The following is a 25,009-nucleotide window of genomic DNA, read 5'->3' as shown; positions in this document are numbered from 1 at the left end:
GTTATTCTATCTTGTAAGAGTAAAGAAAACGGTAAAGAAAACAGTAAAGAAACAGTAAAGATTTATTCTGTTCTCATTTTAAATCCAATTCCCCAAACAGCTTCAATATAATCTTTTCCACTTATATCACGAAGTTTTTTTCTTAAATTACTAATGTGCATTTTTAATGAGCTTTCAGTACAGTCTGGTGTGTCCTCACTAATTTTTTCTAAAAGAAATGACTTTACAATAACTTGCTTCGGATTTTGTATTAACAATTTCAAAATAGCATATTCCGTTCTCGTCAGTTTTACTTTTTTGTCCTCTATGAACACTTCATAAGTAAATGTATCCAATGTAATATCTTCAAATTCTAATGTTCTGTTTAATGAGGGTGTTTTAACTCTAAGTGCAACAGTAATTCTTGCCAATAATTCTTTTGTATCAAAAGGCTTAGTAACATAATCAACTGCACCACCAAGTAAAAGAGATACCTTATCTTCAACATCTACTTTTGCACTCATAACAATAATGGGAATATCTGATATTTGTGGTAATAATTCTTCCCCAGACAATCCCGGTAACATTAAGTCTAGCAAAATCAAATCTGGTTTTGTATCTGCTAAAAATAATAATGCTTCTGTACCAGAGTAAGCATGGGAAACCATATATCTTTCATGTACTAAAACTTCGTCCAACATTTTGTTTATATGAATATCATCATCAACAATTAAGATATGCTTCATTTTCATCACTCCATTATATTTGATATGAAATAATTATACCGTTATGCAGTATGCTCTACAATATAATTTTTACTCGGCAATCCTATTTTTTCTGTTGTCCCTGCGGTGTAGGGTTCTGTGGATTACCTGCGTTCTGATTGCCTTTATTCTTCAATACAATATCCTCTGCCTTTACATACCAGTCCACATCTGCACCCGTATAGGTTTTTCTTGATACCGTATCGGCTACGGGATTGACAAGCTCCACAACCGCATTGTACGGAAATTCCCTTAACGGTACTTCTGGCGGTACGGACACGGGGATAATTCCACCATGCAGACTGCACTTCAAATCATAGATACGCTTTTTAAGCTGGGTACTCGGTGTCCCGTCCTCATTCTGCAAGAACACATCTCGCACCGCTGTAAATTTTAATTCTCCAAATGTTTTCTCTTTGTCAATAACAAACCCGTTTGATAATCTCATAAATTCTTCACTCCTTTACTTTTCTTCAACTGCTACAATATCATCAGCAACTAACACATAATCGGTATGTCCCATATCCCCGATTGCGTAACCTCTGCCGTATAACTTCGGATTGACAAGTTTTACTTTCTGTTCATACTTGAAATGCTTTTCGCCAGCCTGCACGGGAATTTCTACCACAACATTTTCGCCTTTCTGTACGTCAGAATAAAGGTTATAGCTTCGTCTGGCTAAGACCCTGCGGTTATTTTTATCTCTTTCAAAGACTGGCTCACTTTCGCCTGCAAATTCAAGAGTTCCAAAAGACTGTGCCATATCTGGCACGACATATTTCATTTCCATATTGTTTTACCTCGTTTCTTTCTATTTTTGATAAATTGATTGTGATTTCTTATTCTGGCGGTTCGGGAAGTACCAGCAATCCCCCAGATAGTAAAGGGTAAAATCAATGCTTACGCACCCTTGACTATCCGTGTTCTTGCAGGTTGTTGGCAGACAAGCCAGAATAAGCAAAAATCTGCCGTTTGACAGCTTCGGCGGAGAGCGTGATTTTTCTTTCCTCATACCGTTACCGCCTTATGATTTCTTCATTTTACGGCGTTTGTAAAGATATGTTCCAGCCAGTCCACCAGCAGACGCAAGCAACATCACGATAAATGCCATTACATTTGTACTGTCGCCCGTTTTGGGACTGTCGCTAGGTCTGTTAGGCTTTTCCGGTGTCGGTGGTGTTTCGGGTTTCTCTGGTTCTTCTGGCTTTTCCTTAAAGGTAATCGTCTGTCCCTTATCCTCAATATCCTTATGCTCGGTAACTTTCTTCGGCTCGTCTGGATTGCTTAAATCGTATAATTCCTCAAAAGTTACAAGCTGTTTGCCGTCAAGAGAAGTAGCGTCAAACGTAAAAGCAACTTCCACTTTCATAGCTTCGCTGTCAGCAATAAAAGTGTAATCACTTTCCACACGTTTTCCATTGATAAGAAGTTCTGCATTTTCTTCTTTCAACATCTGCCAGCCCACAAGTTTGTACTGTGTACCGACTTCTAAGCCCTCTAAGGTTACGGTATCAATGATTGTAACGTCTTTTCCTGCTTTAAGCTCTTTATTGCCGTCCTTATCGGTAACGGTAGTATGTATCTTGATGATACGCTCTGTGATAAGTACCGTTTGCCCGTCGTCCTCAATGTCTTTGTGTTCTGCAACTTTTACGGGTTCGTCTGAATTGCTGAAATCATATAATTCTTCAAAGGTAACAAGGTTTTTGCCACCTAAAGCAGACGCATTGAATGTATAGGAAATTTCCACTTTCATTTCTTCATCATCAGCGACAAAGGTATAATCGTTTTCTACACGTTTCCCGTCAATGATAAGCTCGGCGTTTTCTTCCTTTAACATCTGCCAGCCTTTGAGCTGATACTTTGTGCCTTTTGTAAGTCCGTCTAATTTGACTGTATCAACGATTGTAACCTCTTTTCCTGCAAGGATAGTCTTTTCGCCGTCTTTGCTGGTCGCTGTGGTATGGATAGAGATTTCTTTTTCGTATTCATCAGTCAGCGTTCCTAAATCAATCACAAGGTTATTTCTTGATACCACGATTTCAAATGGTGGGATAAGTTCAAAACCTTTGTTGCTGTCAGAGCGTAATTTTTCAATGATATAAGTATCGTAAGGTAACGCACCTTTGCTGTCGTCTGGTTCAGAAGTCCCAAACCATACACCGTCCTCGCTGGTCTTGCCTGCGTTGGTATTGTGCTTATGGGAAGCCCAGTCAGCAGAAGTGGAGAATTGCCCGTTATCATCAGTTACTACAACATGACTTTCCCCAGTCGTCTTGCTTGTGATCCTAAAGGGAACATCAGCAAGACGCTTGTGTGTGCCTGCACCGATTTTTACGCCCTCAATATCTCCACGCTTAATCTGATTGTAGATAGAATGGGCTTCGTCGGTTAAGTCCACGATTTTTCCATTCTCTGTGATTGCAAAATCAATCGGTTTTGCACCGTCTGTCAAATATCCGTTTGGAGCTTCACTTTCAGCGATACGGAATTTTCCATAAGGTAAAAGGTCAGCAGAAGTAGAAGCGACACCCTCAAGGTCTGTATGGATTGTTTTTACCACTTCATTTTTCTTATATAACTTGCCCTCAACCAATACTGCATTATCATTTAAGGAAATGATGTCAAAAGCAGTATCTTTCAAAGTGGCACTTCCTTGTGGCTTCGTATCGCCCGTTTCTAAATCTCGTTTCTGAATTTTGACACCGCCACGGATAACCTTGTCTGATACGGAAAACTGGTTACTTCCAGTAAGTACGGCAAGGTCGCCGTCCTCGGTAATCTGTGTTACATATAAGCCCTTAATCTGTTCGGACTTATCGCCAGCCTGCATATATGCACCCTCTAACAAGTAGCCGTTTGGAGCTTTTGTTTCCTCAACGGTTAGTGTCCCAAGTGGAAGAACTGCCTTGCCGTCCTGCATATAGAAACTGTCGCCAGATACTTTGTATGTGTCCGCTAATTTTGTAACATAATGGATTGTACCGTCGCTGTCTGTTTCGGCGATTGTCTTTGTAACCCATGTTCTTGTAGCTTCGGCAGGGAGATTGTCTTTATTGTAGAAGCCTGCATAATACTTCCATGTAAATTCCGCACCTGCTAAAGAAGCGCTCCCTTGCGGATTGTCTTTCTGTGTTTCCATATCAATCTTGAAGAGTTCAATCAAAGTGTCTGTTACCTTTGGTGTATCTGATACGTTCAAGGTCGCTGTCCTTCCAGCTTCAACCTTTAAGGAATATATATTTGTATCAACCTTATATCCTGCTGGTGCGGATAATTCCTTGATATAGACTGTGTCAGCCTTTACCTCTACGACATCTGTATTTCCGTTTTCATCAGTCGTAAGGGTGGCAAGCTGTTTCGTGCAGTCCTTATCAGCAAAGACACCGTATGTCGCACCAGCGATAGAGTAATTCCCGTTACCGTCTGTAATGCTGGTATTACTGGAAGTCTTTTGAAGTTTCGCATTTCCAACATTGAGTTTCGCCCAGAATTGTCCCAATTCCTGCCCCTCGCCAGAGTAGATATAACCGCCACATTCATAGCGTCCTTTATTCTCTTTGACAAAGGCTCTTGCACCAGAGAAAACTTCGTCCTGCGTAGCTTTTGGAATTTCATTATAAGAAGCTCGCACGTTATCGCATTGCCAGCCAAGATGTACGCTCAATCTTTGCCAGACAACCAGCTGTCTTAAAAGGTAAGCGTGATTTTTGCTTATTCCGCTGTGGCTGTCTGTGTACTGTTTTACATATTCGATAGATAAGGCAACGTCGCTTATCTGGTCGGCACTCATACGGGTGCTTGCGTCAGCTCTGGTCTTGTAGCCATTCTTAAAGTCTGTGTTAATGTCGATACAGTAAGCGTCCTCGCCCTCAACGGTCAAATGTCCCTCATTAAAGGTAGAACCAATCGAACCGTCATTCATTACTTTTTCAACGATACCGACACGCTGTTTTGACTCCGTCCAGTATTGCTTACTTTCTGCATGAACGGGTGTAGTCGGCAAAGCAGTAACGACAGTTGCAAGAGCTAAGAAGCCCGTACACAATCGTTTTAACATCTTTTTCATAAATCTAATGCTCCTTTCATTTTTGGTAATAAAATAACCGTCCATAATGAACGGCTGAAAATAGAAAAGGAACGTCATTTTAGGCGTTCCATAGTCTATAAGTTATTCAATTTTTTCTTGTTTCAATACTGATGTGCTGTACCATATCTTTGCATATCTAGGAAAACTTGCGTATCAAGGCTCATTCGTTAGTAGTAAATAAGTAGTAAATTGATGTGTTTGTTTCCTTGAAAATGCTGATAGATACTGTGTTTTAGCGGATAATCAGATTTTTATTGTGTTTTTAAATAAAGATAACATCAAATTTGTTTTACTTCCAGTCGCAAATCAAAGATTCAAGATCGATGTAGATCGAGTAGGAGGCGGCTTTCGCCGCCGACCTCTCACACCACCGGACATGCGGTTCCGCATCCGGCGGTTCAGTTAACTTAACATCTTGTTTGACAAAAATATTCCTCTGCTGAGAGTAACCCGAACTTTTTCAGACGTGCATTTGACATTGCATAGCAAATAGTTTCTGTACGACAAACCCGAGCATATCCATGGAACCCTGCCGCACTTTTTGCATTCTTTTTACTAACACCCAGTTTTACCAGATTTTTATATCTGGTTTTAGGATTTTTCCAATGTTTCCATATGCACATTCTGAACCTGTACCTAATAACCGTATCGAGTCTTCGGGTTGCTGTAAGAATTGAGCCAATTTTAAAGTAATTGATCCAGCCTCTTACCACTTCCGCTATCTTTTGGGCTTTATATGAGTTACTTACACCCCACTTGCGGCTCGTTAATTTTCTGACTTTCTTCATTACCTTATCCAATGACTTTTTAGGGACTTTTATCTTATATTTCTTTTCTTGAAACTGATAATAGAAGGCAAATCCCAGATATTGTATTTCTGTGGGTCTCCCTATTTTACTTTTGCCCCTGTTCACTTTCAGCCGCAGAACATTTTCAACATACTTCGTGACCGATTCCATTACCCTTGCCGCAGCTTTTTCGCTTTTGACAAAAATAATACAGTCATCTGCATATCGTGCAAATTTAAGTCCTCGGCTTTCAAGTTCCCAATCCAATTCATTGAGCAGTATGTTAGCGAGAAGTGGTGAAATATTTCCCCCTTGTGGGGTTCCGATTTCTGTTTCTTCTATCTGTTCTCCAACCATAACTCCACTTACTAGAAATTTTCGGATTAGCGAAAGTATTTTTCCATCCTTAATCTCTTTGTTCAAAACAGATATTAACTTGTCGTGTTCTACCGTATCAAAAAACTTTTCCAAGTCAATATCCACGACCCAGTTATATCCTTCATTCATGTATTCAACTGCTTTTAATACTGCCTTCTGTGCACTTTTTCCGGGTCTGAATCCATAGCTGTTCTCATGAAATTTTCTTTCATATATAGGTGTTAATACCTGTGCAGCTGCTTGTTGTACCATGCGATCTGTGACAGTTGGAATACCAAGTTTTCGTTTGCTTCCGTCTGCTTTAGGGATTTCCACTCTCTTTACTGGCATTGGTTTGTATGACTGATTTCTTATACTCTCTCTGAGTTGCTGGCCATTTACTTTCAAATGAGAAAGCAAATCGGCACATTCCATTCCGTCTATTCCTGCCGCACCTTTATTCTTTTTCACCTGTTTGTAGGCACGATTCATGTTTTCATTTGACAGAATGCGTTCTATAAATATTCCTTGTTCCTCCATGCACTGTTTCCTTTCCTTTTCGTGAGTTCCGACCACTTAGTACTTGTGGTACTCCTCTCGGCATGTGTTTCGTCTAAAACTCTCAATTAGGACGTACTCCAGATGATTAACTGTTCTGTCCTTTGCTCCATCCGGTTTCCCGGACTTCTTCGCTGTCGGGTAAGGGACAAACCTTACGGTTATTCCCTCCCCAAAGAACGGAACGTGCGACTTTCACCGCATTCCGCTCACGTATCTATAACGCATAATATCCCATTTGCGCGGCTCGATTGGAATTCATAGCTCTTTTTCGGTTCAGACGGTGCCTTTTTGCTCGGCATTCAAAGTATTCCCTGTCAAGAAATGGATTCTTGTTTAAAGATATTTGCCCTTTTCGCACAATTGGCATATCCATCATCAGAAATAGGATGTTTTTGTCCGACATAAATGTCCACTTTCTGCCTTTATGCTCTTTCCAGTATTTGTTAACTATCCAGTGCTTGTTTTTGTTTGGGTGTCTGCGTTTGGACCATCTCCACAACATTTCCCATATGCGATGATCCAACGTATGAAAGCACTTCTTAGCACATGATGAGTGATGATAATTTGCCCATCCTACTGTCACCTCATTTATTTTCTTTATGAGTATTTCCTGTGTGGCTGTCTGGTTTTCTTTTATTATTTCACTGATTTTTCTCGTAATTTTCTTCATAGATTTATGTGACGGCTTGATAATCAGTTTTCCTTTAAATTTACGAAAGTTCCAACCCAGAAAGTCGAATCCATCATTAATGTGAGTAATGACCGTTTTCTCTTCTGACAGTCTCAGTCCTCTTTCTTCAAGAAATCTTTCTATCATTGGTTTGATTTCTTTCAGTGTTTCTTTGTCAGATGCTGTAACGATAAAGTCGTCAGCAAATCTCACCACATGTACTTTATGCGCATTGTACTTCACACTAAATGTCCTTTTAACTTTGCTTCTCCAGTATACATCCAGTATCATGGGTTCTAATCCATCAAGTACCATGTTTGCATAAGTTGGCGAGATAACTCCTCCCTGTGGAGAGCCTTCTATAGTCGGATATAACTTTCCCTTTTCTACATATCCACAACGCATGAACTCTTTCATAATTCTTTTGTTTCCGGGAATGTTATCCATCATCCACCGATGGCTGATTTTATCAAAGCAGCTTTTTATATCCCCTTCCAGAATCCATTGTGGAGAATCCTTTCTGCTAAGTACACTAAACGCATACTCACGTGCATCTTCAGGACTTCTGTATTTCCGAAATCCAAAGGAGATCCTGTCGGCAGTTGTTTCTGCCACTGGTTCCAGCGCAAGAAGTTGTAATGCCTGCATAGCCCGGTCTCTCATAGTAGGTATTCCCAAAGGACGCTTTTCTTTCTTGCCAAACTTTTCGATATATACCCTTTTCAATGGTTTTGCATGATATGTCTGGCAGTCCAGGCTCCTTACTGCGTTTACTTTTTCTTTATCAGATTTCCAAAATTCTCCATCTATACCTGGAGTTTTCTTTCCTCTGTTGCTAACCACTCGTTTAACAGCCAGAGCCTTCGCGTAAAATGAATTAGTTATTAAATACTGTAATCTCTTAACCAATCTCAGCTTTTGTTCTAATGTTGCCTTTACAATTCGAATCTGTAGCCTGTTAACTTGTTCTTCTGCTTTCTTCCAATCTATCTGGTTCCATTGAAGTTTCATGTCTGTATTGTCCTCACAAATGTGCCATTGAACTTGATACATTCACAGTTTCCAGTTTCTTCATGTAATTGATACGCGTTGGAAGTCTGCTTCCTTTCGGACAGGGCAAATCTTGAACCCTTATTTCATGCATTACACATGAACTTTCGCTTTTTCCAACATCCTCTGCCTTCTGTGCATTGTGCTTTTCTTACGATTAGCCTACCTTTTCCCAGGAGCACATAAGGTTTACCTTGTTTCGTCATTTAAATAATCTTGATATGTTTAGGTTCTGCCTATAGACCGGGAGTTCTCTGTCCGTTTGGCATGATACCATAGTAATTATCATGTCCCTGACTCCGTACTATTTTAGTCAAGGTGTATCAACCACTTTCACCTTTTACACGAGTGACGACCCTTACGACAGTTCACATATGTTAACCTTGCATATCTTTTCCTTGCAATAGGACAGATGTGGTTTCTGTCTTTCTCACGTTGTCCCGCTGCTCCGCACCTTTCATTACTTACTGGGCACTATGCGGTAGAAATACTACAAACGGATGTAGTAGTGAATTTATCACAATTTAAATGACGACTTGCAAGTCGCACACTATGACATCTGCTGACTTCCTATGATTCGTTGTTACTATGGCTGATGAAACCACTCATAGGATCTCCCCGGTTAAAATACGCTATCTTTCTCATCACCTATCCGCCATGTCTACTACCAGTCCTCTGTTAGCTATTGGACTTCAACTTGTTCAGCAGTCTTATCCGAACTGTAAGCCTTATACATGATTTCTGTCCGTCGGACCAATGGTTTGCCTCAGGCTTCCTTCAGATTCCATCTCACAATGGACACCCTTGCCTTGTTGGCTATGTGCTTCCCGCTAACAGGCGCACTTAGGACTTTCACCTTTAAGAATAACGTTCGCGCCGGGCGAACTGACATCCTCCCCCGCCTACAGAGGCGGGGGCTTCCTTTCGCAAAAAGCGAACCGTCGGTTCTCGTTCGATGACACCACTGTGTCAAGCATAAGCGAGCTATCCCCGTGTGCCCCACGGTTTTTTCTATATTCCTGTCACTGCAGGCTGTACATAAGACGCATACCCTCATTCCGGATATTGACTGCAGCATTGACATCCCTGTCATGGTGTGTACCGCATTTCGGACAGATCCATGCACGGATTCGCAGATCCTTCGTTTCGGTATTCTTATACCCGCATACACTGCACAGCTGGCTGCTTGCAAAGAAACGGCCTACTTTCACCAGCTGTTTTCCCTGTTCTTCCATTTTGTACTTCAGGAAATTCACAAATATCCCCCAGCCGTTATCCAAAACGGATTTGCCAAAGTGCAGCGCCTGTGACATTGCTTTCATATCGAGATCTTCTATACAGACGCAATCATACGCATCTGCAATCTTTCGCGATTGTTTGTGTAAAAAATCTCTGCGCTGGGCCGCTACTTTCTCATGCATTCTGGCAACCCGGATCCGCTGCTTTCCACGGTTTTTGGAACCTTTCTGCATTTTTGAGAGCTTTCGTTGTTCTCTCTTTAATTTCTGTTCCGCTTTTCTGTAATATCCCGGATATTCCGGTTCTCTGCCTTCACTGTCCCTGTACAGTTCCTGCATGGAAAAATCCAAACCAAGAAATTGATGCATGGGCTGTTTTTGTACTTGGTTTTCGTACTCGAACAGAACGCTTGCATAATAGTCCCCGCCCGGATTTTGACTGATGGTGACCGATTTGATCCGGTAATCTTCCGGTATCGCTCTGTGCTGTTTGACCTTCACATACCCTGCTTTTGGAAGCTTCAGGTGCCCATTTTCAAGGGCTACCGTGCCCTTCTGGTTATTCGTTGTATAAGAAGCGCGGGTTTTATGTCTGGATTTGAATTTCGGAAATCCAACTTTCGGATCCCGGAAGAAGTTATTATATGCCTTTTGCAGATTCATCTGTGCATTTGCAAGGGCTAGACTGTCAACCTCTTTCAGCCACGGAAATTCTTTTTTGTACTGCGCCGGGGTATTGTTCCGTTTCTTTTTCGTTTTCTCGTAATATTTGATTTTATCATCCAGCATTTTATTATAGATGAACCGTACACAGCCAAACGTTTTGGCAAATAGTGTTTTTTGTTCCCTGTTCGGATATATCCTGAATTTATATGCTTTGTTTGCCATAAGACCTGCCCCTTTTGCGGCTTTTTTCTCCCTGTGACTCAATATATTTTCTGATGACTTCTATTGGTGCGCCGCCTGTTGTAAGCAGGCAGAAACTCTGGCTCCAGAAACATTCTTTCCACAGTTTCTGCCGTATCTGCGGAAATTCTTTTTTCAGGAGTCTGCTGCTTGCACTTTTATATGCATTTATGAATTTGCTGATTTCTGAATTTGGGTGCGCCCGAAATAAAATCTGGACATGATCTTTATCATAATTCCATTCCTGCAACATAATGTTATACTTCGGTGCAATATACACAAAGATTTCCTTTGAACGTTCGGAAACCGTTTCATCAAAGACCTGCCTGCGGTATTTGACAACAAGGACAAGATGGTAATACAGCAAAAATACCGAATGTGCATTATTGTCTAATTCCATATATGTTCAGCCTTTCTTTTTTTCTTCGACTGATTTTATTATAACGCTTCTTATCCTGTATTTCAATATTTTATGACGGACGCAATTCATCCCCCACTTTAGAAGTCGGGGACTTCTTGCTGAGCATAGTTAAAAACTGAAAATGATACCTTCTATATTGTTTGCGATGAAAAAAGCGTATATCTGGTTACAGAACAACTTCCCATTGATATGGATTTAGCGCTCATTATTGATGACACGATAAATCAGTATAAGCATAAAACTCCTATGCCACTCAAGTCAAAGTTTAAAAAAATTTTTGATGATGCCTGGGGAAAGGCTCATTTGATGCAAATGGAAGATCTGCCGGCTGAAGAAAAATATGCTTTCTCTCTCTTTTACAAAAAGGCAAACGACACCATGACAGATGAAGAGAAAGAAAAAGATGAGTGGAGTTGGGATGATGAAGATCCTGTTGCTGATAAAGCAGACTTTTTGTACAGCTATAAACTCGCTGCTGACGTATTACAAAAAAAACGGTTATAGCTATGAATACGTAAAATTCGTTGCCGAATTAGACCATCACGATGTGCCAACTTTTAAAAACGATCTTGAGTGGTTGTATGACGGATTCTTTTGGCGGAGCACAATGGCAAAGTATATGTAATATCAAATGAGGAAGAAAAAATGGAAATAAGAGAGATGCTTTCTGAATCAAGAGCTGAATTCTCCAGGCAGTATAATATTCCTGTGCGAACTTTGGAAAACTGGGAATCCGGTAAGAGCAGCTGTCCTGAATATGTTCGTCAGCTTCTTGAAAAAGCTGTAAGGGAAGATGTGATGTCACAATAAAAATATCTAAATAGGGTGTACGTTTTTATACATTGTCAAATGGACAATAAAATGTTAAAATAAAGTCAGAGATTCAATTATTGAACAAAATGTAGACCATATCTAAGAAGTTATTTGTACAAAGAGGAAAAAATGAGTAAAGGTAAGAATATTGCTTATGTAAGAGTATCAACGGTTGAACAAAATGAAGCCAGGCAACGAGAGGCACTGGGAAAATATAATATTGATAAGTGGTTTATTGAGAAGGCATCCGGTAAAACGATGAAAAGACCTAAACTTCAGGAAATGCTGGGGTTCATTCGTGAAGATGATGTCGTATATGTGGAAGAATTTTCCAGACTCGGCCGGACTGCATATGATCTCTTAAGTATCGTGAAAAGAATCGAGAATACTGGAGCAAAGTTCGTAAGTCTCAAAGAAAACTTTGATACATCGACACCGACAGGACGTTTGCAGCTCACCATGATGGCAGCCATTGCAGAGTTTGAGCGAGAAATGATTCTGGAACGGCAGCGGGAAGGAATAGCCATTGCCAAAAAAGAAGGACGCTACAAAGGAAGAAACAAAATCGTTGTTCCTGGAATCGAAGAATACTATAATCGTTATATGACCCGACAGGCAACGAAAACGCAGATTGCAAAAGAATTGAAAATAAGTAGATGTACGCTTGACCGCTTGTTCCGAGAATATAAAATAAGTCAATGAAGAAATGGAGGCGCAATTTATGTATGAAAAAAATATTAATATTATTATGGGAAACCAAATCGCCACTTCATATGTTCGGAAAAGGGATTGTTATAATCAATTGAAAGGTTTCATGCAGCATGAATATCCTGGAAAGATTTGTGCTTTATATGGCCTACGAAGAACCGGAAAAACAGTAATGATGTATCAGTATATATCAGAACTATCGGATAAAGACAAAGAAAAAACAGTATATATTCTTTGCCTACGGGAATGTGATATGCTTGAATTGCGGCAGGCAATGGAAGATTTATACGATAAAGGCGTTCGCAACTTTTTCCTAGATGAAATAACGGAAGTTACAGACTTTCAAAAATATGGAAATACTTTTTCAGATTATTTTGCAGCAAAAGGAGCTAAAATCGTTATCGCTGGAACGGACTCATTGGGAATTATGCTTGCGCAATCCGATATTTTATATGATAGGATTCAAATGATACATACATCCTATATTCCTTTTGCGGAGTTTTCAAAACTTATCGAAAATGATTCCGTAGATGAATATATTGAATACGGAGGAACATTAACAAAAAGTCCATATAAAACATTGCAGGCCAGCGAAGAATATCAAAATACCGCTATTGTTGGAAATATTTTACATTCATTGGAGAAAAGCGAAGATGCAAGAAGGTATGGAGCTGCAATAACTGAGTTGTACGAACAGAATGAATTGAAATCTGTTTTGAATAAAATGATTAATAAGTTCAGCTATTACACTACGGTCAAAGCAGTTAACAAGTGTTTTAAAAGTGCCCCGCTGTATTCTACGATCCATAATATTCAAGAACCATCTTATGTGTCACTAATTAACACGGAAGAAGCCAATCAGGCAACCAAGAATGCTTTGGGAATTAAGGATTTGGATGAAATGCAAACGTCTTTAAGTAAGCGACATCTGGATGAACTAAAGAATTACTTGTTGGAACTCGAACTATTTCTCGAAATTCCATCATATATTTCATTGAATAGTGGGGAACGTTCTGAAGATTTAGAAATTTTTATGCAACCAGGTATGATATATGCCCATTCAACTGCTTTGATCAAAAATTTGGCGGATGATTCTATGTGGAAGGATACTTGTGGTATAGCTGACAGAAATTTATTTATTTTAAGAGCAGATCATTTCGTAAAAGGAATTTTACTTGAAAATATAATTCTTGCGGAAACATATAAAACATTCCAAAAGATTGATCTGGATCGTTATTACGTATCACAATTAAGCATCACCTTGAGAAACAACAACCAGCATGTTGAAGCTGATATGATACTGGTTGATAAGCAAAAAGGAGAAAGCTATCTGTTTGAAGTAAAATACTCTAATCAGATCGTAATAGATCAAACAAAGCATTTAAGAAACACTGATTTTTTGGAATATATAGATGAAAATTTTGGAAAGGTGAAAAGCCGTTTGGTACTTTATACGGGAGCTTCTTCAAAACAAAATGATGTACTTTATTTGAATGCAGCAACGTATTTAAAACGACTTTCGATAGTTTCCAATACTCCACGGCCAGAGATAAAACAATTACTTAATGAAAACTGCAATACTTCCAAACCAAATCTCAAGACTACATCAAGAAAGAAACCACGTAAACTATAATGAATAGAGAGCTATCATAATCACATTAACTTTAAAATCCGTGTCAATTATTGACACGGATTTTTTTCATAGACGAGGAGTTGATTTTTTAATATTTTTCTTTTTAGGTTGATCGGGAGACATATATATTTTTTTTGATTTAAGGATAGATCTTGATTGATGGACTATTAATTTGTTTAATTCAGTTACTCTCCATTTTGGTAAACCGTTTGATGAATCAGAAAATTCAAAGTCCTGTAAATTTCTTAGATCTGATCTTATATCTGGAGTCATTACCATGGCTGCAGTTTCTGAAAAGTCTGTACCGATTCGTGGAATTTTTTCGCTCAAATAGGAATCGAGATCACGAAAATCATCTTCCATTGCGTATGGTAATAAACTTTGATTGTGATCGAATACAGGTGCCATTTTTATCGGTTGAAGAGTATCAGTTTGAAATAATATTCCATAATTTCCTTTGTGACGGTCAGTGTTGACTATAAGGGCATCTAAAACTAGCATTCTACGAAAAGCGTTTTCGCTACCAATAGAAGAAAAGTATTGCAGGGTTTGGGCAATACCGGCTTCTACTCCGATGCATTTATAAGTTGGAGCGAAACCATATTGCTCATTTGTAAAAAGCGGACATTTAGAGGCTTTTTTTTCATGGTAATTTACAACATCGTATGGAACGGAGTCTGGACAAAATACAGCGGCTAGTTGTGAAGCATACATCTCACTGTATGGCTCAAGCCCAGCATTCGCACCACCTTCAGACCCTCTTTTCATGAGGAAAATTTGATTGTCTAAACGAGTCCAACACTTTGCAAAAGTTCCATCAGTAGAAAATTCAGGGGAAGCTGTTGAAAAATGTTCACCATATAAACCACCTTCAAAGGCTATCCGAGCAACAACGTCATCGAAAGGATTTTGGAATAACGAAACATTATTCCAGGAAAGATGACTCTTTGCTGGACGAACCCAAAACGTATCATTTAAAGTTGCAGCATGTGTAACTTGAAGGAAGCCTTCTAAATCATAACAGTTGCAACGCTTAAGCAATTTTTCAATGTGCTGGCGATTGCTAGGTGCTCTACGATTTTCGATCCAGTCTTTAAATGTTTTGAAACCAATTGGTAATTGTGAAAATATATGATGAATTTCAAAATATAAGTCATTAAATTCATCTCTTGTACAGCTTACAGTTGCAACAATATTATCTTTATTCATTAATTCATATTCGTTTGTATTAAAATATGATACTGACATTTTTAAATCACCTCCGTAGTAATGGAACTATATTAATTTTATCATTTTCCTCAAAATAAAACAACAACTGTAAATGTGGAAGAAAGCTATTTATTATTTTTTTTTCTGTGAAGCTTTATGCAGCTGTTCTATTTTACGCTGTAATATTTTCATGCTGTCAATATCTGATTGTGCAGCAAGTGTTCGAAGATCTTCTAAGGTCCACTCTTCTGTTCCTGCTGCATCGAGAAAAAGCGCAGCCTGTTCTTCAGAATGGGATGGATCATAAATGTATTCCTTTGCAAGTCTCTCACGTTCAGCCTGTTCTTGAATGTCTAGTTCTTCTTTGCGTTTTATTTTAGAGTCATGAAAAAAAGATGACCAGATTATTCGACGTTTAACGGGAATGTGTTCAAGCTGCTTCTCTTCTTCCTGGGCAATTTCATTTTCTTTAGCTTGATATACTTCCAACTGCTTTTCAAGTTCATCAATTCTATTATTCAGAATAGCAATTTGTTTTTCATAAGAAGCTGCAGTTCCCTGAGATTTCTGCAGCGATTCAGTCGCATCAACGAGTTGTTGCTGAATGGAAATTTTTTCTTTCTCTGAATCCTGCAGCTGATGAAAAATATCTTCCTTCTCAATGGAAATTTTTTCATGCTCCTTCTGCATAGCATTTATTCTTTCTTGCAGGTCACCTTTAGATTTATGTAGATCATCTTTCTCTTGCTGGACGGCAAATTGCTGCTGCAACAAAGCGGACATTTCGTTGTAAGCGTCTAGTTGGTTATGAATCAATGGAACGTATTGCTCCATTGATTTTTGAATCTGTTCAATATCTGCACTGCTTTTTTTTTCAATATAATATTTCTTCCGAATAGACTGAAAAATTTCTACAGAAGAATTTTTTACGGAATCTTCCAACATGGCTACGAGATCTTCCGGATCTTGATCGAAAAGACTGATCATGCGTAATTGCCATGATGTAGTATCCTCATTTATATAAGGAAGCATTTTTTCAATCCAATCTTTGGGAAATCCCAAATTCAGTAATAAACTTATTTTTCCACGCGCATTTTTTTCCTGTTGAGAATCTAAAATTTCATTACGTTTTTCTTCAGAATATTTTTGGAAAGCCATTTTCACTACTCCTCTTTATCTCTTTTGGATCTTTTTTAATTTTGATAAACGTCTGGATGCCTGTTGCAAATTTTTGATTTCTTTCTGTAGTTGTTTTTCTTTTTTACTATTAGATTCTTTTTGGTGTATCAATTCTTCGATCGGATAGTTTTCTTCGATCTCATCCAATCGGTTTTCAAATTTCCCTTCCATTTCAATAGGAACAGCGGCATTCGCAAATGCACTTTGAATGGAAAGATATTCGGAAATGACATTCTCTGTTTCTGAATCTTCACGGCTAGACTGTATTGCACGAAGTTCTCTTCGAATGGAATCGGTCATTTGATTCAATTCATCCAAGCGGGAGGACAAATCCTGAACGGTTCGAATTTTATTATCTTGCACGGTTTGCAGGTCACGCAAATTTCTATCAGCCTCTTTTGAATATTCTCGAATGTTCCCTGTGCCACTAGTAACTGTGCGTTCGGAATTTTTTAACCTCCAGTATGGAATCATATAACGTTTTTGATGCTGCGTAAGGTATAAACCATTTGCTGAACGAAAACCAGAGCCGATGGAAGATTCAAAACCTCGAATATGTGGTGGCAGTCGTTTTAATGATTCTGGAATTTCCATCTTATTTAATGAAATGCGCTTTTGAATACTTGCGACAGTGTATGATTTTCCAAGAACGTAATTTCTACGGTATCGTCCGGCCGGAGTTTTAAAATCTTTAAATGAAAGATATTCAGAATTCCATTTTTGTGAAAACCCAATTTTTACTTGATATGACTTCCTCATTATAGAAAGAAAATCATCGTAGGAATCAGATTGCGCTATTGCCATGTCAATAGCTTCACGTAATCGTTGACTTCCGGATGGATCTTTCTTTTCCCTCCATGTTCCATAATCAACGCCTTTTCTTTTTCCTGGAACGTAAGTCAATTTTTTCAGTCCATATTTTTCGCAAAGCTGATCCGTTATCGGTTGAATGTTACTCTTCCACTGTCCATCTGAATAATGATACTTTACTCCGTCTACTAAACTGACAGAATTAAAAACTATGTGAGCGTGCATATGCGCGTGATCTGTATGGACAGAAAAAACGTATTCATATTTTCCGGCGAGATATTTTTCACAAAAATCCTGAGCAATATTGAAGCAGGTGATAGCATCCGTTTCGCCTGGTGCGAAACTAATAATGAAGTGATAACATTGTCGGCCATCCAATTTGCGAAATTCTTGTTTTGTTGCCATCATCCGGTTATATACTTCCTGTGTAGTGGAACCCGCGTTTCCTCCGATATAACGCTCTTCTGTTTTGTCAGGATTCAAAATATAATCAATGCAATTATAGAGTCCTGCGTTAGGATTTCCGGATTTCCGTTCTTTGACATGACTCAGTTTGGTGATTGCCATTTTGAAATCTCCTCTTCCAATTTTTGAAAATCAAACTCTAATTTTTCAAGCTGCCGTTTACATTCAGAGATTTTTTCCAACATTTCTTCCGGATAAAAAGATCCTGCCGAATTTTTTTCGATCTGCAAAAGTTTGCTGTCAATATTGAGTAAGGCCTGTTCGACTTGACGAAAATTCTTTTTTAAAAAATGAAAATTTGAAATTGTGGAATCGTGTAAAACGCTGCATAAGTATTTTGAAATATTTATTTTTGTGGATTCCGGATTTTCCATTTTTGCTTTTTCTAAAAAAATATCATAATCAGTTTGAGAAATTCGAATGGCAACTACCTTCGTCAGTTTCTCAGAGGCAGTTGCTTTTTTATTTTCTTTTTCCATCAATACTTTCCTCTTTTCTGTACTCGGTGATAAAAATTTTCGAGACAAATCAATTAAAAAAAGCCCATGGACGTTTTACGACCATGACAAAAATATCCATGGACGTTTTATGACCATGGGCTTTTTGTGGAGAAAAATGCGTTTTTTATGAAAATCCCGGAAAGCCGCATAAACACTGGGGCTGCAGGCTCATGGACGTTTTACGACCATAAGAAACACATTCCTATTTCTTAATTAGCAAGATACGCAAATTGTAAACAATTTGCATCTTGTTAGGGAGTCCCCTAAGACCCCTTTTGCTCGATTTTATATCGAGCGTAGGTATAAGGTAATGTAAATTTTTACAATTCTTACTTAATGTAGATGAGATAATCTTCATCACTGTCTTCAAAATTTGTTTTATCACCATCATCAGTTGTGTTTGTTTCTATGTTCAATGCTCCAACAATTCCATCCATCACTGCGTCTGTGATGAGTTTTTTCAAAGAATTTTCTGGAGTGAAAATTGTGTCATATGCTTTTATTGCTTCAAGAAAAAAATCAGTTCGGTTTGCAAATCCATATTCATTGAAGCGTTCAATTTTTGAAATCAATTCGGGATTGCTCACATTGAAATGATAATTTTTGCTTTCCATTTGCTACCTCGATTCTATTTGAAAAACGGGACGTCCTCACCCCAAAAGGATGTCCCGCAAAAAATTAGTCAGCTAAAAACTCAAGATCATTTGAATCATAATGAGAAATTTTTTGTTCCGGAACAGTGCTGGATGTTTCTTCTGTTTCAGAATTTTCTTCTACGTCATCAGTTGATTCTTCTGAAGGTGCAGAATTTCCGGTCGATTGTGAAACTGAATTTTTCAACTCAGGAGAATAAGTGCTCTGCAAAAACTTCCACATCTCTTCAAGATCTGGCTTTCCATTTTTGCTTGCAGACTTCAAATAAGCTAAAGTCTCTTCGTAACTTTCTGTCTGATACTGAACAGTCAAACGTTCCTCTTCTGCCATAAGTTTATTGAGTTTATCCTTTGTCTTTTTGATTTCGGTCTGAACCTTTTTTAACTTTGCTGTTGTTGCCTGAGTTTTTTTTCTTTCCATTTTAGTTACCTCACTTTTAATTTTTTATGAAACACAGAATAGTGATTCTGCATTTTTCTGATTATTTTGAAATGTGTGGTGTGAAAATAATTCATTATTTTTGTATAGGGACAGTCTGTGATGCACGATAATGGACTGTGCAGCGTGATGATAATTTGCTTTGCACTGCAATTTCTTCTTGCGAATGAAAAAAAGTAAACTGCTTAATAACTTTAATATATTTCTCTTTATTGAATGGCTGCAGTGCCTGCAGTACAATGGCAGAGCGTATTTTTTTTGAAAAGAGGCACGGAAGATCGAGCATCCTGGCCCTTAATATTTTTCCGGTTGATGTATCGAAAAGTGCTATGAATAAATTTATTCCGTACTTACAATTCGGAAAAATAAATTGTTTGCTCTGCCATGTGTCTAAGTATGGAGAATATGAGATGCTGCACCAGTCAGAAGATCCAAAGCGAAAAGAGATAAACATGATTTTTGAAAATTCTGTTATTCGAATTTCAAATTTTTTTTCGAATCCATCCAATTCTTTCAAAGAAGGATTTGCTCGAAAAATAAAAAGCACTGCACCAACTTCATCATAATGTATATACGCACTATCTGGATAGCCGATGTATTTTCTGTTACTGCTGGATGGAAATTCGTCTGCGCATCTATTTTTCTTCTTCATAAAAAATCGTATTTACAGTCTTGGTGTTTTCTTTTTCTTTGGTTTTCTCTTAGCAGTTTTATTTACAACTTTCTTTTTTTCTGAATTCACTTCTAGTTCTTGCGGAAGTAATTTTGTTGCAAGCTCTGGAAAAGCTTTAACTATTTTTTGATCCAGGACAGTTGAGTGTTCCCTAAATAAGTCAAACATTTTCCGCATACTTTTATCCGGATGAAAATTGTTCGGATCGGATTTTTTCCAATCTTTGTAATGACCAGAAAGATGACTCTTTCTTTCGTCGGTTATTTCAAGCCCATAGTGTTGACAAAACATAATACTCATAACATCAGCTTCAAATTCTTTTTGATGCAAATTTGTATTCAGAGATTCTTCGACAGATCCATGTGCAAGAGCGTGTCCGAATTCATGTGTTAATGTTGAGAAAGCAGCGGTATCCTGTAAAGTTGAAGCAATATGAATTTCGTGTTCTGACGGACTGTGATAGCCATAAAGGGAAACTCCTTTAATATTTTGTTCCTGGTCTTGCAGAAAAACTTTAAGCCCAAGATTCTCTTCACAGTATTCTTTTAATATATTTGTGCAGCTTCTGTGAAATTCAGATGGAATTCCACGGTCAAGAAGCTTTGGATATTTTTCCGGAGGAAAGTTTGTCTGCGTAATATCAAATGTATATCCTTTTTTGAAATACGAAAGTTTCTCTCCTTCTATTTCTCCGACATCATAAGCGGCCTGCTGTTCTTTGGATGCTTTACTATAAGGAATATCTCCATCATCTGTTTTTAAAATAGTGATCGGTGTATGGACGTACACTTCCATTCCATGCTCACCTTTTTTTACAGAGTAACCAAGTTCTTTCCAGGCTTTAAAGGATTTACAGAGTAAAGCTCCTCTTTGCTGTTGAGCAATGAGCATCATGTTGCGTGGTGAATAAGCGTAAGAAAATTTGCTGGAGAACTGTAAAAATTCAACAATCTCTTCCGGATTTTGATTCCATCCATTAATAATCTCATTGATTTTCTTATCCAGACTTTCTAGTTCCTCTGATCTGTTTTTTTTCTCTTCGGCCATAAGGTATACTTCCTCTCTAAGTTACTTTAGTTTGCTTGTTTCATATAAAACTGCAGCATAAGACATAATTTTTCCGGTGGAAGAGTTAAACAATCTTTGATCTTCTTTTCCGGGATATGCCGATTCATAGCTTCTGTGATGTTTGATACTTCATCTTCGGAAAGTTCGAGTATATATCTTCGGATAACATCTTCCAGATTCCCGGAAAGATCCCAAGATTGACGCACATCATAAACAGAAATGGTTTCTGCGGCAGATTCTTCATCTGCCTCCAAGGAGGATGTGTTGTCTGACGTATCATAAATTACAGAATTCATTTTTTCGTTGACAGCATTCTGTAATTTTAAAGTGGCACTATCATCTTCCAATTTCTTTAACTGTTGAAGCAAAAAAAGATTTCCTTGCGGGCCATTCAGTTTCGGATCATCCAGATCCAGAGAACAAAATTCATCTTCGCTGAGTTCGAATAACATGCCGGAAGATTTCCCTTCTTTTAGATCATCGCGTATTTTTGCTTGAAGACCTTCATCCGGAAAATAAAATTTCTCCTGGTGATTTACTGTATGCAGGTTTCCGTTTTTATCACGGAAAATTTCAACTGGATGGGTATAAGGTCCATATTTTTTTGCCTTCAAATAAGAGGGATCATGGAATGGCTTATATTTTTTGTCGATGATTGGTTTACTTGCAAATGGAAGAATGATGCAACTGTCTTTATCCATTTGTGCAACTTCATTTGCATCCATAAGCGAACGCTGCAGGCGATCGTAGCTTGTGCTGCTGCTTCCGTTTTGACCGTATGAAACACTACCGGATGCCTTTTCGATTGTGGCAGCACCCAACATTTTACTGATAGTTTCCTGGGTGTCATACGCACCACGGCCGGAACCAAGAAATAAAAATACAGCACAGGAATCCATGAATACTTTCCATCCGTCACCCTTGTACATGGTTTGCAGCTGACTAATTGATTGCAGGAACAGCATGACAGCAATGTTACGAGATCGAAGGGTTGTGATTAAATGTTCAAAACCTTCCGGCCGTAACCCGTTGCCAAACTCGTCCATCCAACACTCAACACGAATAGGAAGAACACCATGGTAATTCTGATCTGCTTCTACCAAAAGTTCATCGAACAGCTGTTGATAAAGCATATTTCCCACAAAATTGTAGCTGCTATCGTTTTCTTTTAGGACTAGAAATAATGCTACTTTACTTTTTCCATCCCTGTGCCAACCGGTTCCAAGTTCCCATAAGTTCATATCATCTGCTTCAAAAATGCGCTGAATAGATTTCGAATAAAAGAACTTGAATTTTCCATTTAAAATTAAAAGAACGGAAGCAACTGTTTCGGGCGCACCTTCTTTTAATTTACGATAATCTCTGACAGCTGGATGATCTGGATACATATCTGCTAATGCATCCATTAATAAAGATAATTCTGTGGACTCTTCTTCATCCTCAGAGCGAGGTGGTACTTTTTTACTTTCCAGCTGCATGAGCTTTGTTACTTGATTTAAAGTTTGCGTAGCATATACAGGTTCCCATTTTAAACCGGCTTCTGCAAAAATCTTTTTTTTATCTGGTACAGATACAGCCCACACGAAATAAAAGAGAGACTGCAGATAAAGAGCGCAACCATCATCCCAGAAAGGGTCGCCTTTTTGGGCATCCGGGGGTTCCACAGACTTGAAAATATTCATAATCAATCGTGGAATATCATCTTCTGTTCGGATATAAACAAAAGGATTGTATCGATCAGAAGATTCCATGTTTTTTAAGTTCAAAACACGGATCTGATAACCGTTCTTTTGCAAATAGTTTCCATATTTTTCCACAAGTTCACCTTTAGGGTCCATGAATAAATAGGAAGAAATACATTTTAAAATATTTGGAGCAATCACAAATAATGATTTACCGGTACCAGGAGCACCGACAACAATCATATTATTATTTGGAAAGGATTTCGAACCGGATAAAGCCTGATTTACGTGTTTGGAAAGAATGCGGTTATTTTCCGGATGCTTAAGATCGGCCATGCGTTTATTTGCAGTGTCCGGATCATCCCATTCTGCAGAACCATGTTCGATGTCTGAATGTGTGTTGCGATGCGTATCCAAATAAAACGCAAGAAAAAATACCCATCCGGTCAGACCACATCCAAGACTAATCAATGTGTACTGATTAAAACAGCGCCATGGATGATTCATCCATGACGCTGTTTTAAGATTTATATCATTACCAGGTTCACCCAAAATACCTGCAAATACAAGGCAGATTAATTCGACCAAAATAAGAATAAGCACAAGACTTTTAATTGGAATCTTTTTTTTCTTTATCATTTTTTCTCCTTATATTAAAGCTTTAAGTCTTTTTTCCTTATAGGGGAAGATTTAGGCTTGTGTTTAGAAGCAGGATTTTGAGAAAACTTTAAAATCTTATTTTGATTCTGGCCGAACTGTTTTGTTATGTTTTTGCGTCGAACTGGATCATAATAAGGTAGTATTTGCGCTCCTTTCATATTCAATAAAGGATTCGATGTTGGTGAATCATTTTTAAAAATTTCATATTCCTTTTGTGGATCAATTGCTGAAACAAGAGTTTTTCCGTCATCAGCAATGGAAAAAAGAGGAAGTTTGATATGCAATTTAGAACCAGGAATACGAGAAATAAAAGTCTTGTCATCCATAATATCATCAACAAGACTACAATTAATGGTAACGGGAAAAGCTGCTTCTTGAGTAGAAACATCTGGAGAGCTTTGTGAAACAGTTTTTTCCATAGATTTTGCTTTTGATGATTGCTTTTGAGGAGCTTCGGACGGAGTTTCAGTTTCTGCATACGGAATATAATCTAAACGATGTGTTTCGTCAGATTGTTCTGTATACTTGGAAAATTCTTTTCCAGACAGACTGCCGGAAGGAGTCTGAAGAATCCCTTTTTCATCCGGACGATAGACATTATAATTTTTTTCCGGATCAAGAAAAATAATAAAGCCCTTACCATTGTCAACGGAAAGAGCTTCCTGAATACGAACATATTCTCGGTCACCTGTCTGCAGCGCAATTTCATCTTCTCTTCTGGCAGCTACTCTTTGAGAAGGAATATATCGTTCGATTAACCCTGGTCGGTTCTTTAAGGTTTCATAACGATCGACTTCTTTCCCAGCCAGGGCTTGCTCAAAAGACTGTGCATTCAGATTTTTTCCTTTCTGCCAATTTTTTGGATCGGTTTTTTCCTTTATTTCCGGCGAAGCTGTTTTCATATAATCTTCCTCTGACATACGGCCAGAATCAAAATATTCTTGTTCAGTTATATCTTCTACCAAATTTTTAGCTGCATCCGGAAATTCTTCTAAATATGCTTTAATAGCTGCTGCGAATTGTTGCAGAGATTGATTCGCAACGGCAATCTGGATGTGATTATCTCCATATTTAAGATCCGGAAGAACAGAATAGTTCACGCCACGTTCGTCCAATATATCCAGGAATTGCTCTAGTTGCTCATTATCTTCCGAAGCATCTCCGAGTGCAAGACTTTTGATTTTATAATTTCCGGAAGTAAGAGCTTTCAACTCTTCAAAATCCAGTGGACCACCAAGATCGAGCTGGTTTGTTACATAAGATTCGTATAATGCCTGCCATTTTGCAACGTCTTTTCCACGTATGGCAATTTGCTGGCAGGAATCCTGAATATCCAGATCAGGAAGGAGACAGTAGGTAATTCCAACCTCTGTCATGGAATCCATGAGTTTATCCAACTGTTCCGGATCGCGTGTGGGGAGATTTGCGATAATATAATCTCCATCACAGGCTTTCATGAATTGTGTAAAACTTTTGAAGTCTGACGTGGAGATTATATGTTGCTTATGTAGTTTCATACAAAATTGAATCAGTCGGAAGGGAGAAAGCAGAGCTTTATTTACTACCTTTCCGGTTACACTACCTGCGGAAGCTGCTGCTTTAACAGCCCCTTTAAGAACAATCATTTCTGTGTTGACCAAGATAGCAAGGTCACCACTTCCACCTGCATCTTCAGCTGCCATTTTTAATACCT

Annotated in this window: 22 protein-coding genes; 4 read left to right on the top strand and 18 right to left on the bottom strand. The window is 38.4% G+C overall.

Translation table 11 applies throughout. The annotated features are described in order from the left end of the window. Nucleotides 1–62: 62 nt before the first annotated feature. The 8 genes from PGS38_RS02120 to tnpA form a co-directional block, all read right to left on the bottom strand. Complete coding sequence (locus PGS38_RS02120; protein WP_028088146.1) at nt 63–725, bottom strand: response regulator transcription factor; 663 nt, start codon at nt 723–725, stop codon at nt 63–65. Between the two features lie 82 nt (nt 726–807). Beyond that, nucleotides 808–1,191 carry a YdcP family protein gene (locus PGS38_RS02115; RefSeq protein WP_055297303.1) on the bottom strand — a complete coding sequence of 128 codons (384 nt, stop codon included), beginning with the start codon at nt 1,189–1,191 and terminating at the stop codon, nt 808–810. Nucleotides 1,192–1,206: 15 nt separating this feature from the next. Beyond that, on the bottom strand, nt 1,207–1,533 hold the full coding sequence (locus PGS38_RS02110; RefSeq protein ID WP_002606075.1) for a YdcP family protein: 327 nt from the start codon (nt 1,531–1,533) through the stop codon (nt 1,207–1,209). A gap of 234 nt (nt 1,534–1,767) precedes the next feature. Beyond that, nucleotides 1,768–4,812 (bottom strand): SrtB-anchored collagen-binding adhesin, encoded by a 3,045-nt coding sequence (locus PGS38_RS02105; RefSeq protein WP_270475822.1) that lies wholly within the window; start codon nt 4,810–4,812, stop codon nt 1,768–1,770. 428 nt (nt 4,813–5,240) lie between these two features. Continuing rightward, complete coding sequence (ltrA, locus tag PGS38_RS02100; RefSeq protein WP_082426135.1) at nt 5,241–6,518, bottom strand: group II intron reverse transcriptase/maturase; 1,278 nt, start codon at nt 6,516–6,518, stop codon at nt 5,241–5,243. A gap of 235 nt (nt 6,519–6,753) precedes the next feature. Further along, nucleotides 6,754–8,220 carry a group II intron reverse transcriptase/maturase gene (gene ltrA / locus PGS38_RS02095; protein WP_082424990.1) on the bottom strand — a complete coding sequence of 489 codons (1,467 nt, stop codon included), beginning with the start codon at nt 8,218–8,220 and terminating at the stop codon, nt 6,754–6,756. Nucleotides 8,221–9,281: 1,061 nt separating this feature from the next. Next, nucleotides 9,282–10,385, bottom strand: coding sequence for an RNA-guided endonuclease TnpB family protein (locus PGS38_RS02090; protein ID WP_055265145.1), 1,104 nt, complete (start codon nt 10,383–10,385; stop codon nt 9,282–9,284). Beyond that, complete coding sequence (gene tnpA, locus PGS38_RS02085) at nt 10,366–10,803, bottom strand: IS200/IS605 family transposase (RefSeq protein WP_117812949.1); 438 nt, start codon at nt 10,801–10,803, stop codon at nt 10,366–10,368. The genes PGS38_RS02090 and tnpA overlap by 20 nt, the downstream gene beginning before the upstream one ends. A gap of 210 nt (nt 10,804–11,013) precedes the next feature. On the opposite strand from tnpA, the gene PGS38_RS02080 reads away from it, so the two are divergent. The 4 genes from PGS38_RS02080 to PGS38_RS02065 all read left to right on the top strand — a co-directional run bounded on the left by PGS38_RS02080 (nt 11,014) and on the right by PGS38_RS02065 (nt 13,978). Next, on the top strand, nt 11,014–11,328 hold the full coding sequence (locus PGS38_RS02080; RefSeq protein WP_117812948.1) for a hypothetical protein: 315 nt from the start codon (nt 11,014–11,016) through the stop codon (nt 11,326–11,328). A 141-nt stretch (nt 11,329–11,469) separates the two neighbouring features. Further along, nucleotides 11,470–11,634: a helix-turn-helix domain-containing protein gene (locus PGS38_RS02075; protein ID WP_117812947.1), complete on the top strand. Its 165-nt coding sequence runs from the start codon at nt 11,470–11,472 to the stop codon at nt 11,632–11,634. A 132-nt stretch (nt 11,635–11,766) separates the two neighbouring features. Next, complete coding sequence (locus tag PGS38_RS02070; RefSeq protein WP_055265151.1) at nt 11,767–12,339, top strand: recombinase family protein; 573 nt, start codon at nt 11,767–11,769, stop codon at nt 12,337–12,339. A gap of 19 nt (nt 12,340–12,358) precedes the next feature. Next, nucleotides 12,359–13,978 (top strand): AAA family ATPase, encoded by a 1,620-nt coding sequence (locus PGS38_RS02065; protein ID WP_055265153.1) that lies wholly within the window; start codon nt 12,359–12,361, stop codon nt 13,976–13,978. A gap of 66 nt (nt 13,979–14,044) precedes the next feature. Here PGS38_RS02065 and PGS38_RS02060 read toward each other — a convergent pair whose 3' ends face one another. The 10 genes from PGS38_RS02060 to PGS38_RS02015 all read right to left on the bottom strand — a co-directional run bounded on the left by PGS38_RS02060 (nt 14,045) and on the right by PGS38_RS02015 (nt 24,998). Further along, complete coding sequence (locus tag PGS38_RS02060) at nt 14,045–15,226, bottom strand: HipA protein (protein ID WP_117812946.1); 1,182 nt, start codon at nt 15,224–15,226, stop codon at nt 14,045–14,047. 93 nt (nt 15,227–15,319) lie between these two features. After that, a complete protein-coding gene (locus PGS38_RS02055; protein ID WP_118640433.1) occupies nt 15,320–16,345 on the bottom strand; it encodes a hypothetical protein in 1,026 nt (341 codons plus the stop codon). Between the two features lie 15 nt (nt 16,346–16,360). After that, on the bottom strand, nt 16,361–17,743 hold the full coding sequence (locus tag PGS38_RS02050; protein WP_117812944.1) for a relaxase/mobilization nuclease domain-containing protein: 1,383 nt from the start codon (nt 17,741–17,743) through the stop codon (nt 16,361–16,363). Next, entirely contained in the window at nt 17,725–18,120 is a 396-nt protein-coding gene (locus PGS38_RS02045; protein WP_117805178.1) for a hypothetical protein, read from the bottom strand. Before PGS38_RS02045 ends, PGS38_RS02050 begins: the two co-directional genes overlap by 19 nt. A 350-nt stretch (nt 18,121–18,470) precedes the next feature. After that, nucleotides 18,471–18,755 (bottom strand): hypothetical protein, encoded by a 285-nt coding sequence (locus PGS38_RS02040; protein WP_117805179.1) that lies wholly within the window; start codon nt 18,753–18,755, stop codon nt 18,471–18,473. 64 nt (nt 18,756–18,819) lie between these two features. Next, nucleotides 18,820–19,215 carry a hypothetical protein gene (locus PGS38_RS02035; protein WP_117812943.1) on the bottom strand — a complete coding sequence of 132 codons (396 nt, stop codon included), beginning with the start codon at nt 19,213–19,215 and terminating at the stop codon, nt 18,820–18,822. Between the two features lie 94 nt (nt 19,216–19,309). After that, nucleotides 19,310–19,885: a hypothetical protein gene (locus PGS38_RS02030; RefSeq protein WP_118640432.1), complete on the bottom strand. Its 576-nt coding sequence runs from the start codon at nt 19,883–19,885 to the stop codon at nt 19,310–19,312. 12 nt (nt 19,886–19,897) lie between these two features. Then, the gene (locus PGS38_RS02025) at nt 19,898–20,953 is read right to left on the bottom strand and encodes an ArdC family protein (RefSeq protein ID WP_117812942.1); all 1,056 of its coding nucleotides are present in this window, start codon (nt 20,951–20,953) and stop codon (nt 19,898–19,900) included. Nucleotides 20,954–20,979: 26 nt separating this feature from the next. Continuing rightward, nucleotides 20,980–23,295 carry a VirD4-like conjugal transfer protein, CD1115 family gene (locus tag PGS38_RS02020; RefSeq protein ID WP_118595993.1) on the bottom strand — a complete coding sequence of 772 codons (2,316 nt, stop codon included), beginning with the start codon at nt 23,293–23,295 and terminating at the stop codon, nt 20,980–20,982. A 14-nt stretch (nt 23,296–23,309) separates the two neighbouring features. After that, a complete protein-coding gene (locus PGS38_RS02015; protein WP_118595994.1) occupies nt 23,310–24,998 on the bottom strand; it encodes a hypothetical protein in 1,689 nt (562 codons plus the stop codon). Nucleotides 24,999–25,009: the final 11 nt, after the last annotated feature.

This window comes from Fusicatenibacter saccharivorans, assembly GCF_027667425.1.
In the GTDB taxonomy this organism is placed as follows: Bacteria; Bacillota; Clostridia; order Lachnospirales; family Lachnospiraceae; genus Fusicatenibacter; species Fusicatenibacter saccharivorans.
Note: the sequence above shows the minus strand (reverse complement) of the source record. Positions and strands in the feature narration are given on the sequence as shown.